Source organism: Clostridium sp. (genome assembly GCF_030532265.1).
Taxonomy (GTDB): Bacteria; Bacillota; Clostridia; order Clostridiales; family Clostridiaceae; genus Clostridium.
This window is the reverse complement of sequence record NZ_JAUNLM010000050.1, coordinates 1-15,072: the sequence shown is the minus strand read 5'-3', so window position 1 is coordinate 15,072 and position 15,072 is coordinate 1. Positions and strand designations below refer to the sequence as shown.

Genomic DNA, 15,072 nt, shown 5'->3' with positions numbered 1-15,072 from the left:
TATATGGATTAAATGAAGTTACAAATCCAGTTAGAGTAGTAACTTCAACAGTAAAAGTAGAAGGTGGAGAACTTCCAGTGATACCAGTAAAAACAAATGGAGCAATTCCAAAACCTTTAAACTTTGAATGTATGAAAGTTATAAATGAAACTGTAATTAAAGCTCCAGTAAAAATGGGAGATATAGTTATAAAAGATGTACTAGGAACAGGAATAGATGTAATTGCTAGTAGAAATATAGAAGCAGTCTAAAAAGCTAAATATAGCTTATAGAAATAAAGATTTAATCACATACGTACCTCTTTAAGGGCAATTTAAACTTTAAAAGTTTAAATTGCCCTTAATTTGTGATTTTTATAGAGTAATTGTAATAATTTTGACTTTATTTTGTAATTGTATATAATATATATAAAATTTATACTTTATATAGTATATATGAGTTACTTTAATGAAATTTTTATAAATTTATATGTATATTAAAAGTTAAAAGTTAGTTAATTATTTGATGAAAAATATTATTTTTAATATAGGTATAAACCTAGGAAAATGGCTTTATAAGTAGTATTCAGATAGTTTTATAAAGTTAATTTAAGAAGTAATTAAGATAGTATTTACAATTTGTTAAAAACAATTAAATTAATGTAATTGAATATTATTAAAAATAGTAATAATATTTCAGGTGGAATTTATTTATTTCCGGATTTTACGTAACTTTAAGAGAGGAGCAAGGTATGAAAAAATTATTATATTTTATAATACCATTAATAATTGGGGTATTATTTGCTTTTGGACTAAATAAGTTTTTAGATCATGAAAATAGCAAATTGATGAGAGAGAAAAACTTAGTGCCTCTTATGGGGGAATATGCGACAGATATAAAAGGAAAAGGTGTAATTATAAATAATGAGTTCTTAGAACAAGATGCAATAATGATGCTTGGTGCTTCAGATTTAAGACATGCAACAAGACAGCATCCAACGCGTTATTTTAATACAAATAGAAGTAAAAATAGAGTTTTTACAATAGGTAGACCGTTTACTCAAGAATTACAAGATGCAATTACATTAGGAAGCACAGATCCAAATATAAAAGGTAAAAAGGTTGTATTACTTGAATCTTTACAATGGTTTGTTCATCCAGATGGTGTTGCACCACAAGACTTTCAAGGAAGATTTTCACCAGTTCAATTTTATAATTTTTTAAATAATTATAAAATATCTAAGAAAAATAAGATTGAATTAACAAAAAAGACAGCAAGACTTTTAAAAGGAAATGATGAATATAAGAGTGAAAGACTATATTCAATTTTATATAATGATAGTTCATTTATAGGGAAGATTGAAAAAGTTTTATTATATCCTTATTTTAAATTAAGAGAAAAAGAAGTTATCTTAAAAGAAAAAGGACTTTTATATAAAAAATTAAAGACACTTAAGAATAAAACAGATGAAGATGATAAATTGGGAAAGCCTTTTAATTGGAAAGAGGAGGAAGATTTAGCGGTTAAAGATGCCAAAAAAAGAGTTAAAAATGCTCCTCATAAGCTAGATAAAGATTATTACTATAAAACATTAAAACCTAATTTGAGTAAATTAAAAAATAAATATGCAAATGTTAATTTATTGGATTCTAAGGAAATGGATGATTATAAATATTTCTTAAGTGTATGTAAAGAAATGGATGTTGATTTAACTGTAGTATTAATGCCATGTTATCCTTGGTATTATAATTATGCAGGTATATCTCAAAAAGAAAGATTTGAATTTTATGATTTTGTTGGGAATTTAGCAAAAAAATATGGATTCAAGGTTATGGATTTAAGAGATAAAGAACAAGAAGACTATTATTTAAGAGATGTTATGCATTTAGGAACGAGAGGATGGTTAGATGTCAGTAAAAAACTCTACGAACAATATAATGAAGAACAAGTATTTAATAATTAGTATAGTAATTACTTTAATTGTAATATTGGCTATATTAATAGTAACATTTACACCATTTAAACAAATACCATTCATTTATAATGAGTTTTAGTTTTAGGAGGATATTAAGATGGAGATAATTAAAGGGATTAAGAAGTATGCAAACACAGATAGAATAGCTTTAAAATGTGATGGAGAAGAATTATCATATAAGGATTTAGAAAGATTTTCAGAAAGCATAGGAGCTTATTTAAAGGAAGTTCATAGTGATAATACGCCAATTATAATATATGGTAATAAAGATAATTTAATAGTTCCTTGTATGATAGGAGCATTAAAATCAGGAAGAGCATACATACCATTAGATGTAACATTTCCAGTTGAAAGAGTTTTAACAGTAGCAGAAGAAGTAGAACCAAAGATAATATTTAATTTTACAGATTCATCAAAAGAAGAATTTGGATTGAATGTTACTGTATTAGATAAAGATGATATAAATACAATATTAGAAGAGTATAAAAATGAAGTTATAAATGAAGCTTCATGGGTAAAGAATGATGAAAATGCATATATGTTATTTACATCAGGAAGTACAGGAAAGCCAAAGGGAGTTCAGATAAGTAGCAATAACTTAGATAATTTTACTAAATGGATTATTGATTATTTGAAAATAGATGATAGTGGAATGATAATCATGAATCAAGTATCATATTCATTTGATGTATCAGTTATAGCTTTATATGGTGGACTTATAAATGGTGCAACATTATTTTCATTATCAAAAAAGACTATGGGAAATTATAAAGAATTATTTAAACAATTTTCAAAATCAAATATAAATCTTTGGGTATCAACACCATCGTTTGTTGGAATTTGTTTAAATGAAGATAGTTTTAACAGTAAAATGATGCCAAAACTTAATTCAATGATAGTTCTTGGGGAAGTTTTATCAAAAAATTTATCAAAAGAAGTTTTAGAAAGATTCCCGGGTCTTAGATTAATGAATGGGTATGGACCAACAGAAGCAACTGTTGCTGTAACAGCTATAGATGTTACTGATGATATAATAAATGATGATAAAAGTATTCCTATAGGATATGCTATGGATGGAATAGAAATTAAAATTGTTGACAAGAATGGAAAAGAAGTAGCTGATGGTGAAAAGGGCGAAATAATAATGATAGGAAAATCAGTATCAAAAGGTTATTTCAAGAATCAAGAGAAGACTAATGAAGTTTTCTATTATGAAGAAATTAATGGATCAAAGGAAAGAGCGTATAGAGCTGGAGATATCGGTTATAGAATAGATGGTAAAATATATTATTGTGGTAGAAAAGATTTCCAAATTAAACTTAATGGATTTAGAATAGAAATAGAAGATATTGAAAATAATCTTTGTAAGGTTCCTAATGTTAGAAATGCTGTAGTGTTACCTGTATATAAAGATGAAAAAATTGCATATCTTCAAGGTGTTGTTGAATTAAAAGAAAAAAATAATTTAAGTAATTTAAAAAATGGAGTTATGATTAAAAAGGAATTAGAAAAATTAATACAATCATATATGGTTCCAAGAAGTATAAAAATAGTTGAGGAATTTCCAATAAACACAAACGGAAAAATAGATAGAAAGAAACTTATGGAGGAAATGTAATGACTTTTTCACAATATGGAGATTATTTATATCTATACATATTATTGTTAACTGCGATTCCTGCTATAGTTTTAGGTTTATGCGGTAAAAAAATAAAAATATATGGAATGATTGCAACTATATTTATGATATTTATTATAGTTGGTTTAAACGTGCAGTTTAAATTTTTATGTACATTCATAGTATGGGAATTAATCATAGTATATGGATATTTGTTTATTAGAAAAAAGACAGATAGTGTTATAGTATATAGAATATTTTTATTTGCTTCAATGCTGCCTGTAATAATTAATAAAATATCACCACATTTTAATTTAATAGTTCCAGATACAAAAATAACAGTAATAGGGTTTATAGGTATATCATATTTAAACTTTAGGGTTATTCAAATGGTTATTGAAATATATGATGGTGCTATAAAAGAAGTAAAATTATCTACATTTTTATATTTTGTTTTATTTTTCCCAACATTAAGTTCAGGACCAATAGACAGATCAAGAAGATTTGAGAAAGATTTAGATAAGGAAATTTCAAAATCAGAATATATAAATGAATATTTAATGCCAGGAATAACAAAAATATTTTTAGGTATTTTATATAAGTTTGTAATAGCATTTTTAGTAAATACAATGTGGTTTACTAAAATACCAACAAATCATTTAACATTTGGTCATGCATATCAATATATGGTAGCTTATACTTTATATTTATTCTTTGACTTTGCAGGTTATAGTTTATTTGCAGTAGGTACAAGTTACATATTTGGAATAAAAGCACCAGATAACTTTAATAAGCCATTTGTTAGTAAAGATATGAAGGAGTTCTGGACAAGATGGCATATATCACTTTCAAGATGGTTTGGAGATTATATTTTTTCAAGATTTGTGATAAGTTCTATGAGAAAAAAAAGATTTAAAAAGAGAGTTACAGCATCTCATGTTGCACAAATGATAACAATGATAACAATGGGATTTTGGCATGGATTAACATGGTATTATATAGTTTATGGTATATATGAAGGATTAATTTTAGTTCTTACAGATATTTACCAAAGAAAATCAAAGTTTTATAAGACTCATAAAAAGGAAAAATGGTTTCAATATTTACAAATATTTATTACATGGCATATAGCTGGGTTTGGTCTTTTAATATTCTCAGGATATTTTGCTATAGTTAAATAATAAGGTTTAATTAAATGTTATATAAACTTAATATAAATTTACTGGAGAATTTTAGCTTTTAGTATTAAAATATAAATATATATTTTAAAAATAATTAAACTTTAATAAAAAATAAAGATTTGTATAATAGTATATAAGAGAGAATTTAAAAATAAAGGAGAATTTAGATATGCAAGAACAAGTAATAGAAATTTTTGAAGAAGTAACAGGTTGTGATGAAATAAGAGACGATTTAGATTTTGATTTATTTGAAGCTGGTCTTTTAGATTCACTTGCAATAATTGAAGTTTTATTACAAATTGAAGAAAGATTAGGAATAAAATTACAACCAACTGATTTAGAAAGATCAGATATGGCTACAGTAAATAATTTAGTAGCATTTTTAGAAACAAGATAATATTAACTTTATAAAAATTAATATTTAAGTTACATAAAAAGAGATATTCAATTTATTGAATATCTCTTTTTTGACGCTTAATCTTTTGGTTATTTTAACTTATAGTTATTTTTTATTATTTTTAGTATGAGATTTTGGTTGCTTTTGTATTTCTTTTACTGATTCAATTTCAGATAATCTATCTGCCATACTATCAGTGTAATTAAATTCTTGCCAAGCTATATTATTTACAACTATATCATCAGTAACAGGGTTTGGAATCATTGTTATATCTCCATTTGGAGCTGTACTTATTAAGTCTTCATCTGGAAGATGATAGTCATCTCTTTCATTAGGAAGATATGCATGTTCACCAGGATTATTTCTTATTTTTGCTGAATCTACTTTATTTTTTTTCATAATTAATCCCTCCTCTTGTTTAGTTTCTCCATAAAGAAAAAATATATTAGATTTATTTAAAAATAAATTTATTTAGGCTTACTTCTAGTAAGTATTACATTTTATATGATAAAGTATTAATTATAGAAAGTTTAAGATTATAAATATTTAAAATAAAGTGGTGAAAAGATTATGTTTCAACTAGAGGCTATTAAAAGTTTCAATGATTTAGAATTTAGCGTTTATGATTATGTTATGAAAAATAAAAATACAGTAGTATATATGAGAATAAGAGAGCTTGCAGATGAAGCACATGTATCAACAACTACAGTTTTAAGGTTTTGCAAGAAACTTGGATGTGATGGTTTTTCTGAATTTAAGATTAAGTTAAAAATGTATTTAGAAAATGAAGAAAATTTTAATGTGAAAAATGATAAAAGTATTATAGTTGAATTTTTAAATAGAGCAGATAGCAATAATTTTAAAAATGATTTAGAAAAAGCATCAATTGCTCTTAAAGAAGCTAAATATATATTTTGTATAGGTTTTGGTAGTTCAGGAGCTATGGCAAATTATGCTTCAAGGTATTTTGCAGGGCTTGGAAAATTTTCATTACCAATAACTGACCCTTATTATCCAACAGAAAGTGTTTATGTAGAAGGAAGTGTTACACTTGCCTTTTCAGTATCAGGTGAATCAAAAGCAGCTGTAATGCACACTAATAGAATGAAAAGTGCTGGGGGAAAAATTATATCAATAACAAATAGTAAAAATTGCACTATAGCAAATTTAGCAGATATAAAACTTGCATATTATGTACCACAAGAAAAGTATGGAATAAATGAAGCAACAACTCAAATACCTGTACTGTATATAGTTGAAGATTTAGGAAAAAGAATGAAAAATTTATAATTTTAAAATAATTAAAGTTATAAAAAATTTATATGTCTATTTAATTGAAATGTTTTATATAAAAAAGCATCTTATAACAAGATGTTTTTTTTATATAACAAATTATTTAAAGGATTATGTGTTTTTTATTAGTTCAAATATATTTACCTAAATTTTAAAAGGAAATATAATTAAGTCAATATAAGAAAGAATTATTTAAGGTATAGGTTATCTGTTATAAAATTTGTATAAATAAATTGAGAATAAATTATAAAAATAAAGTGGGAGGTTTTAATTTGAGTAAAAAAGGATTGAAGATAGTTACAATAGGTGGAGGGTCAAGCTATACTCCAGAATTAGTTGAAGGAATTATAAAAAGATATGATGAGATGCCAGTTGCAGAATATTGGCTTGTTGATATAGAAGAAGGAAAAGAAAAACTTGAAATAGTAGGGAATCTTGCAAAAAGAATGGTTGAAAAAGCGGGAGTTCCAATGGAAATACATTTAACTTTAGATAGAAGAGAAGCTTTAAAAGATGCAGATTTTGTTACAACTCAATTAAGAGTAGGTCTTTTAAAGGCCAGGGCTAAAGATGAAAGAATTCCTTTAAGCTATGGATATTTAGGACAAGAAACAAATGGAGCTGGAGGACTTTTTAAGGCACTTAGAACAGTTCCGGTTATTTTTGATATAGCAAAAGACATAAAGGAGCTTTGTCCTAATGCTTGGCTTATAAACTTTACAAATCCAGCTGGTATAGTTACAGAAGCACTTTTAAGATATGGAGTTCATAAAAAGGTAATTGGAGTTTGCAATGTTCCAATAGGTATGGAGTTTGGAGTAGCTGAACTTTTAGGAGTAGAAAAAGATAGAGTAACAATTGATTTTGCAGGTTTAAATCATATGGTATATGGACAAAGAGTTTACTTAGATGGAAAAGATATTACAGAAGAAGTTATAAATAAAATGGTAAAGGGAGAAGATATACAAGGGGTTGCAAATATTGCATCATTAGGATGGGATCCAGCGTTTATAAAGGCATTTGGAGTGCTTACTTGTCCGTATCATAGATATTATTATAAGAAAAAAGATATGTTAGATAATGAATTAAAAGAGTTTGCGGAAGGAAAAACAAGAGCGGAAGTAGTAATGAAACTTGAAGAAAGGCTATTTGAACTTTATAAAGATGAAAACTTAGATGTGAAACCAGAAGAACTTTCAAAAAGAGGTGGAGCTCATTATTCAGATGTTGCATGTAATGTAATTAATGGTATTTATAATGATAAGCATAATATAGTTGCTGTAAATACAAAAAATAATGGAAAGCTTAAGCAATTTGATGATAATTCAGCAGTAGAAATAAGCTGTTATATAACAAAAGATGGTCCAGTACCAGTTGAGACAGTAACAGATTTACCAATAGCAGCTCAAGGATTAACATCACAAATAAAAGCATTTGAAAGATTAGCAGCAGAAGCGGCCTATACAGGAGATTATAATACGGCTCTTCTTGCAATGGTTACAAATCCATTGGTGTCAGATGATATAAAAGGAAGAAAAATATTAAATGATATGTTAGTTGCCCATAAAAAATATTTACCTAAATTTAAGAAGGTTATAGATGCAATTGAAAAGGTAAATTTAGCAGAGTTTTAAAATTATAAAAATACTATTTTTTAAAACTACATGGCTTTATAAGGCTATGTAGTTTTATTTGTGTTATAATCATTATATTAGTTTTGACTAATTTAATTGAAACTTATTGATTGTACTGATATAATAACTTTGTTTTCTTAAACTTATGATAAAAAGTTAAGTACAAATGTTTATTTGGAGGAGAGAGATTATATGCCAGTAAGAATAGCCATCTTAGGTGGACCAAGATGTGGAAAAACTACACTGATACAACAATTATATGTTGATTTAAAAATAAGAGATTTAAATGTTGGAGTTGCGACTGAGTATAGTACTGATTACTTAAGAGATAAAGGTATGATAGAAACAATAGCAGAACAATATGGTATATATTTAGGACAAGCTCAATTAGAAGAAAGTTTAAATGAGTTTGATTATGCAATAACAGATTATGCTACATTTGTTCCATATATATATGCTAGATTTATGTTAGGTGATAAAAAGAGAACAAAAAAAGAAATAGAAATATTAAAGGATTTGTACATATTAGCATTAAGAGATTTACCAAAGTATGATTATATATTCTTTGTACCAAGAGAATTTGGTTATACACAAGATGGAGTAAGATGGCAGGATGAGGATTTAGCAAATGCCATAGATAAAGCTATATTAAGTTTCCTAGAAGCGGAAAATGTTAAGTTTGAAGTAATAACAGGTTCAACAAAAGAAAGATCAGAAAAGATTTTAGATAGAGTTGGAATAAAAGAAGTAGAAATAAAGGCAGCAATGCCACAAAAATAATATAATTATAAAGACTTATTAAAGTTTAAATTTAAACTTTAATAAGTCTTTTTTTATCATTAAATTTAATTTAATATACATAAAAAATAACATTTATTTAAGTCTAAAATTAATATAAAAATTTAATAAATATAAGATTTAAAGTATACAAATTTTAACTGTTTAGTGATTATTTTAAAAATTTTAAAATAATAATACGCTTAGTGTGATAAAAGTTCTTAAATAAGTGTGAATATATAAATGAAAGTTTAGTGATACTGTATAAAGAGTTTTTAATTTTAAAAATAATATAGATAAAACTTTAATTATAGATTTCACACGAATTTGGCACAATAATTGCTATTTGTATTTAATACTAAGGGAAAATAAATTAAAAGTACATATATTATAGTCATATTGGAGGGTTTAGAAATGGAATTCAGAATTGAGAAAGATTCAATAGGAAGCAAAAAGGTGCCAAAGGATGTTTATTATGGAGTACAAAGTTTGAGAGGGCATGAAAACTTTAGAATTAGTGGATTAGATTTAGAAGAATCTTTCATAAAAAGCTTAGCTTTAGTTAAAAAAGCTTGTGCTATTACAAATTGTGAGGTAGGGGAGTTAAAAGATAACTTAAAAGATGCTATAGTAAAAGCTTGTGATGATTTATTAGAAGGAAAGTATTTAGATCAATTTATATTAGATCCAATTCAAGGAGGAGCTGGAACTTCAACTAATATGAATATGAATGAAGTTATAGCTAATATAGCAAATGAGTATTTAGGTTATGATAAGGGGTTACAATATCCAGTACATCCAAATGACCATGTAAATATGGGACAGTCAACAAATGATGCTATACCAACAGCAGGATTAATAAATTGTCATTTATTATTAAGAGAATGTATAGAAGAATTAGAAAAATTTAAAAATGCACTTTTAGTAAAAGGACAAGAATTTGAACATGTAATAAAAATGGGAAGAACAGAAATGCAAGATGCTGTTCCAATAAGTTTAGGTTCAGAATTTACTGCATATGGAAGAGCAGTAAGTAGAGATATAAAGAGATTAGAAAAAAGACTTGATGAAGTTTTAATAGTTAATCTTGGTGGTACTGCAATAGGAACAGGAATAAATGCAAATAAAGATTATATAAAAGAAGTTTGTATAAATTTAAATAAATTAAGTGGATTAAATATAAGACAAGCTGAGGACTTAGTAGATAGCACTCAAAATGCAGATACAATGGCAGCACTTTCATCAGATTTAAAAGTTTGTGCTATTAATTTAAGTAAGATTGCAGGAGATTTAATTTTAATGTCATCAGGACCAAGAACAGGGTTTTCTGAAATAAATCTTCCAGCTAAACAAAATGGTTCATCAATAATGCCTGGAAAAGTTAATCCTGTAATGCCAGAATTACTTAAACAAATATCATTTCAAATAATGGGAAATGATACAACAGTAACTTTAGCAACACAATCAGGACAATTAGAACTTAATGCTTTTTATCCAATTATACTTTTAAATGTATTCCAATCAATTAGAATATTAAAAAATGGAGTGCGTACATTTACTGAAAACTGTGTTAAAGGTATTGAAGCTAATGAAAATACATGTAAAGACTTAGTTGAAAAAAGTATAGGAATAGTTACAGCTTTAGCACCTTCTTTAGGATATGAAAAATCTGCTGATATTGCAAAGAAAGCTCTTAAATTCAATAAGAGTGTAAGAGAAGTTATAAAGGAAGAGTTAGGACTTAGTGACGATGAAATAAAGAAAACACTTAATATAGATAAAATGGTTAGAATTAGTGGTTAAAGGTTTTAATTGAAAATTTATGATTTTATAAATGAAAGGAGCATAAAAAATGCTCCTTTTTTATTTATCAAGAATTATATCAGAGTTAAAAACATATATTGCAATTAACATAATTAGAATAAACTCTGATGGAGAAATATATAGATTAAGACTATCTTCAATAATATTTGTATATTCTAAAGCTAGTTTATATTCTTCAGGAAACAAGCCTTTTAATCTATTTTGAAGATTTAGGTTATCTAAAGAAATAAGGCTCATTCTATCATATATTAAATCTATATGAATATTAAATAAATTTTCAAATACAGAAATTTTAAAAAATTTCTCCATATTTTTATCAAATTCAATAAGTTTATTATTAGTCTCATCAAATGTAGCATAAGCAAAGTTAAATTTATAATTATCACTATGATGAGATATAACCTTAAGATACTCGTTTAAGATATCATTAAAATCTTCATAAGAAGCGTGCTTAGTTGATGAATGTATTTCAACTTGATTAATTAGAGTTTTATATGCTTTAAACATAGCCTGTTTTTGATTTTGAAAAGAGTGACTATTAACTTTACTATCCTTATCATATATAAAGTATCTATCCTTAGTTGGAAGTTTATCTAGTATTATTTTTTCTTCAATCAAAGGACGAGTAAGGTTTTCACGCATTTCTTTTGGAAGATCCGGACTATTAATTTTTATATGTTTTTTATTATTTATAAAATATTCAGTATATGAATTAGCGACAGCAAGCTTTACATCATTTCTAAGTTGTCCGACATTAAATGTGCAGTTATAAGATAAAAAGCACAGCATTGCATTATAGGAAATATATATAGGTTTATTTAAATTAATACTTTCTTCTTTTATAAAAGTTTCAATTAAAGTAAGTTTTTCTTCTAGACTTCTTTCATTAAGACTTGGTATTTTTATTTTTATAGAAATTCTTCTTAAGAAAGTACTAAGAAGGGTTTCATTTATATCTTCGTTAGTTGCACAAATTATCCTAACATCAGATTTTATCTTTTTTGATACTTCACCAAATCTTCTAAAATACCCTGTATCCATAAATAAAAATAGCATTTCTTGTCCTTCGCTTGGAAGATTGTGTATTTCATCTAAAAATAATATACCTCCATTTGCTTTTTCAATAAGTCCAGCTCTATCTTCAGTTGCTCCAGTAAATGTACCTTTTTTAACTCCAAAAAGATGAGAGCTTAAAAGTTGTACATTATTTGCATAATCTGAACAGTTAAAGTGAATAAAAGGCATATCTTTATTAAAAAATGATACTGCATATTCATGCATAAGTTTTGCAAGCATAGATTTACCAGAACCAGTTTCACCTATTATTAATGAATTCATTCCATTAGGAGGATAAAGTATAGCTGTTTTTGCAAGCTTACAAGCATCTGTAAGAGATGGATAAAGATAGGAAAGTTTATCAAGTGATGATTTTAAATTAAAATCTATATTATTAGGATTTTTTAAATAATATTTTACTGGTCTAGAAGAGTTTTTATACAATTTTTCTTCTTTAACTAATTTATTTAGATTTTTGCTTATATTTGAACGTTCTATATTTAATTCATTACAAATATCTTGTGTAGTAACCCCATTACCTTTATCTAACTTTCTAATTGTCTCATAAATTAAATCAATTCTTTTCACCATTATGTCACCTCAACCCCATTATTGTATATAAGAGAATTCACTCTTATTAAAAAAAATAATTATGTATAAATTTAGTGTGCTATAAATGTAAAAATTTAAATTATTATGTATTATTTTAAAGCACACATAATATAAAATCAACAGATCATGAAAATGATATCATAAAAATTAGCTAAAATACTAGCCTGATAACTAATGAAAATTTATGGCATGATATTTGCTTATTGTTATTTGTACAAAAATAAATTAATAAAAATTTTATAAATTCTAAGGAGGAATTATCTATGAAAAAAATATTTTTATTTTGTGATGCAGGAATGTCAACAAGTCTTTTAGTTTCAAAAATGCTTGAAGTTGTAAAGAAACATAACTTAGACATTCATATTGAAGCTAATCCTTGTGTTAAAGCTCATGCAATGATTCAAGATGAAAGACCAGACTGTGTTCTTTTAGGACCACAAGTAAGATTTATGCTTGGAAAAATGCAAGAAATATGTGATCCATTAGGAATTCCAGTTGATGCTATAAATGCAGCTGATTATGGAGTTATGGATGGGGAAAAAGTATTAAAAACAGCTATAAAAATGATAAAAAAAGCTCAAAGCAAATAACTATAAAAAGTACAAGCTATTAAGTGAAAGAACTATATTGTAACTATTGAGAAAATTAGTAAGTAACGTATATAAACAAAAGATAAAGTTATAAAAAGGGTTTAATAAAAGAGAGAGGGGAACTTATTATGAACTTTATAATGAAAAAGTTTGAAAAGATATTAATGCCTATGGCAGAAGTTATAGGAAAAAATAAATATTTAATAGCAATAAGAGATGGTTTCTTAATATCAACACCACTTCTTATTGTGGGATCATTATTCTTACTTATAGCAAACTTCCCTATTCCAGGATGGAATGATTGGGTAGCACAATTTTTAGGTGAAGGATGGGCAGCTAAACTTACAACTCCAGTTGCAGCAACTTTTGATATTATGACAATACTAGCTATAGTAGGTATTGCATACAGTTTAGCAAGACAACTAGATATAGATGCAATTCAAGCATCAGCTACAGCATTAGTTGCTTTCTTTATAGTTACACCTTATAAAATAAATTTTACTCCTAAAGAGCAAAATGTTGAATACATAGTAAAAGGTATTCCACTTGATTGGGTTGGATCAAAAGGATTATTCCTTGGTATGATTGTAGCTCTTGTTTCAGTAGTAATTTTTGCTAAAATTCTTAAAAAGGGATGGGTAATCAAGCTTCCAGCAGGGGTACCTCCAACAGTTGCAAAGTCATTTGAAGCATTAATACCAGCAGGTATAGTTATAATAGTATTCTTCTTAATAAATTATATTTTTGCAGCAACATCTTATGAAACAATTCATAATTTTGTATTTAATATGTTACAAGTACCACTATTAAAATTAGGTAATACATTACCAGCTATGATAATTGCATATATTTTCTTACATGGATTCTGGTTCTTTGGAATTAATGGATCAAGTGTTGTTGGAGCTGTATTTAATCCAATATTAAAGGCGTTATCAGTAGAAAATTTAGAAGCCTTCCAAGCAGGACAACCAATTCCAAATATAATTACAGGACAATTCCAAGATATGTTTGCTACATTTGGTGGAGCTGGAAGTACACTATCATTACTTATCGCAATAGTATTTATTTGTAAGAGTCAAAGGGTTACAAAGATTGGTAAACTTTCATTATTACCAGGAGTATTTGGTATTAACGAACCAATAATATTCGGATTACCAATAATGCTTAACCCAGTAATGTTAGTTCCATTTATGTTAATACCAACAATTAATATAATTATTTCTTATTTTGCAATGTCAAGTGGTTTAGTTCCATATACTAACGGAGTACAAATTCCATGGACAACACCACCAGTTATTTCAGGTTTCTTAGTGTCAGGATGGCAAGGTGCAGTATTACAAGTATTACTAATAATTTTAGGTATAATTATTTATATTCCATTTATTAAAACAATAGATAATCAATACTTAAAAGAAGAATTAGAAGCAGCAGCTAATGAAGATGAAGATGATGATATAGATTTCGATGATTTAGATTTATAAAATTTATTATAAAAGTTTAGGAGGAAAGAAGAGCAATGGTTAAAGTATTATTAATATTAAATCATGTACAAGCTGGAATGGGAAGCGATGAAAATGCAGATTTACCACCAGCTGGAAAAAAATCAATAATAGGACCAGGAAAGATGATGGAGCCTTACTTTAAAGAAATGGATGGTAAGATAGTTGCTACATTATATTGTGGTGATATGTATTATCAAAAAAACGAAGAAGAGGTGAAAAAAAAGTTCTTAGCAATGGCTAAGAAGCTAGGTCCAGATGTAGTAATATGTGGTCCAGCTCTTCATTATCCTAACTTTGGAGAAATGGCAGGTGGACTTGCTGAAGAAATTAATAATAATTCTGATATACCAGCATTTGCTGCTATGTCAGCTGAAAATCCAGCAACTACAAAGTATAAAGATAGAGTTATTGTTGTAAAAACACCTAAAAAAGGTGGGGTTGGATTAAATCAATCAATAGAAAATATTTGTAACATGGCAATAAAGCTTGCCAATAAAGAAAATATAGAAACTTTAAAGAAAGAAGTATGTTTCTAATAAAAAAACAAAAGGGTTAAAACTTTAAATTTGCAGTATGAGTGGAGGAATAAATTATGAAATGGGCTATGATAGCTACTTGGAGAATGGCAGTTGAA

The 15,072-nt window shown here is 26.6% G+C and carries 14 protein-coding genes; 12 read left to right on the top strand and 2 right to left on the bottom strand.

Annotation, left to right across the window (positions count from 1 at the left end; translation table 11 throughout):
• The 5 genes from Q4E08_RS09775 to dltC form a co-directional block, all read left to right on the top strand.
• Positions 1–251, top strand: a 251-nt coding sequence (locus tag Q4E08_RS09775; RefSeq protein ID WP_303130582.1) for a DUF1667 domain-containing protein, incomplete at its 5' end; no start/stop codon positions are given.
• Positions 252–730: 479 nt separating this feature from the next.
• The gene (dltD, locus tag Q4E08_RS09770; RefSeq protein WP_303130581.1) at positions 731–1,942 is read left to right on the top strand and encodes a D-alanyl-lipoteichoic acid biosynthesis protein DltD; all 1,212 of its coding nucleotides are present in this window, start codon (positions 731–733) and stop codon (positions 1,940–1,942) included.
• Between the two features lie 109 nt (positions 1,943–2,051).
• On the top strand, positions 2,052–3,572 hold the full coding sequence (gene dltA / locus Q4E08_RS09765; protein WP_303130580.1) for a D-alanine--poly(phosphoribitol) ligase subunit DltA: 1,521 nt from the start codon (positions 2,052–2,054) through the stop codon (positions 3,570–3,572).
• Complete coding sequence (gene dltB, locus Q4E08_RS09760; RefSeq protein WP_303130578.1) at positions 3,572–4,753, top strand: D-alanyl-lipoteichoic acid biosynthesis protein DltB; 1,182 nt, start codon at positions 3,572–3,574, stop codon at positions 4,751–4,753. The genes dltA and dltB overlap by 1 nt, the downstream gene beginning before the upstream one ends.
• Before the next feature lie 169 nt (positions 4,754–4,922).
• Entirely contained in the window at positions 4,923–5,150 is a 228-nt protein-coding gene (gene dltC / locus Q4E08_RS09755) for a D-alanine--poly(phosphoribitol) ligase subunit DltC (protein ID WP_303130577.1), read from the top strand.
• A gap of 105 nt (positions 5,151–5,255) precedes the next feature.
• Here dltC and Q4E08_RS09750 read toward each other — a convergent pair whose 3' ends face one another.
• Positions 5,256–5,549, bottom strand: a complete 294-nt coding sequence (locus Q4E08_RS09750; protein WP_303130576.1) for a hypothetical protein — start codon at positions 5,547–5,549, stop codon at positions 5,256–5,258.
• 171 nt (positions 5,550–5,720) lie between these two features.
• On the opposite strand from Q4E08_RS09750, the gene Q4E08_RS09745 reads away from it, so the two are divergent.
• The 4 genes from Q4E08_RS09745 (at position 5,721) to Q4E08_RS09730 (ending at position 10,657) form a co-directional block, all read left to right on the top strand.
• Positions 5,721–6,440, top strand: coding sequence for a MurR/RpiR family transcriptional regulator (locus Q4E08_RS09745; protein ID WP_303130574.1), 720 nt, complete (start codon positions 5,721–5,723; stop codon positions 6,438–6,440).
• A 275-nt stretch (positions 6,441–6,715) separates the two neighbouring features.
• Positions 6,716–8,077: a 6-phospho-beta-glucosidase gene (locus Q4E08_RS09740; RefSeq protein ID WP_303130572.1), complete on the top strand. Its 1,362-nt coding sequence runs from the start codon at positions 6,716–6,718 to the stop codon at positions 8,075–8,077.
• A 192-nt stretch (positions 8,078–8,269) separates the two neighbouring features.
• Positions 8,270–8,857: an ATP-binding protein gene (locus tag Q4E08_RS09735; protein ID WP_303130571.1), complete on the top strand. Its 588-nt coding sequence runs from the start codon at positions 8,270–8,272 to the stop codon at positions 8,855–8,857.
• Between the two features lie 411 nt (positions 8,858–9,268).
• Entirely contained in the window at positions 9,269–10,657 is a 1,389-nt protein-coding gene (locus tag Q4E08_RS09730) for an aspartate ammonia-lyase (protein ID WP_303130569.1), read from the top strand.
• A 60-nt stretch (positions 10,658–10,717) separates the two neighbouring features.
• Here the strand turns inward: Q4E08_RS09730 and Q4E08_RS09725 are convergent, their stop codons facing one another.
• Positions 10,718–12,325 (bottom strand): sigma 54-interacting transcriptional regulator, encoded by a 1,608-nt coding sequence (locus tag Q4E08_RS09725; RefSeq protein WP_303130568.1) that lies wholly within the window; start codon positions 12,323–12,325, stop codon positions 10,718–10,720.
• Positions 12,326–12,609: 284 nt separating this feature from the next.
• Here Q4E08_RS09725 and Q4E08_RS09720 point away from each other — a divergent pair, with 284 nt between their 5' ends.
• From Q4E08_RS09720 to Q4E08_RS09710, 3 genes are all read left to right on the top strand, one after another.
• Positions 12,610–12,936, top strand: coding sequence for a PTS sugar transporter subunit IIB (locus Q4E08_RS09720; protein ID WP_303130566.1), 327 nt, complete (start codon positions 12,610–12,612; stop codon positions 12,934–12,936).
• A 128-nt stretch (positions 12,937–13,064) separates the two neighbouring features.
• Complete coding sequence (celB, locus tag Q4E08_RS09715; RefSeq protein ID WP_368410174.1) at positions 13,065–14,417, top strand: PTS cellobiose transporter subunit IIC; 1,353 nt, start codon at positions 13,065–13,067, stop codon at positions 14,415–14,417.
• 35 nt (positions 14,418–14,452) lie between these two features.
• On the top strand, positions 14,453–14,974 hold the full coding sequence (locus Q4E08_RS09710; protein WP_303130565.1) for a GrdB-related putative oxidoreductase: 522 nt from the start codon (positions 14,453–14,455) through the stop codon (positions 14,972–14,974).
• Positions 14,975–15,072: the final 98 nt, after the last annotated feature.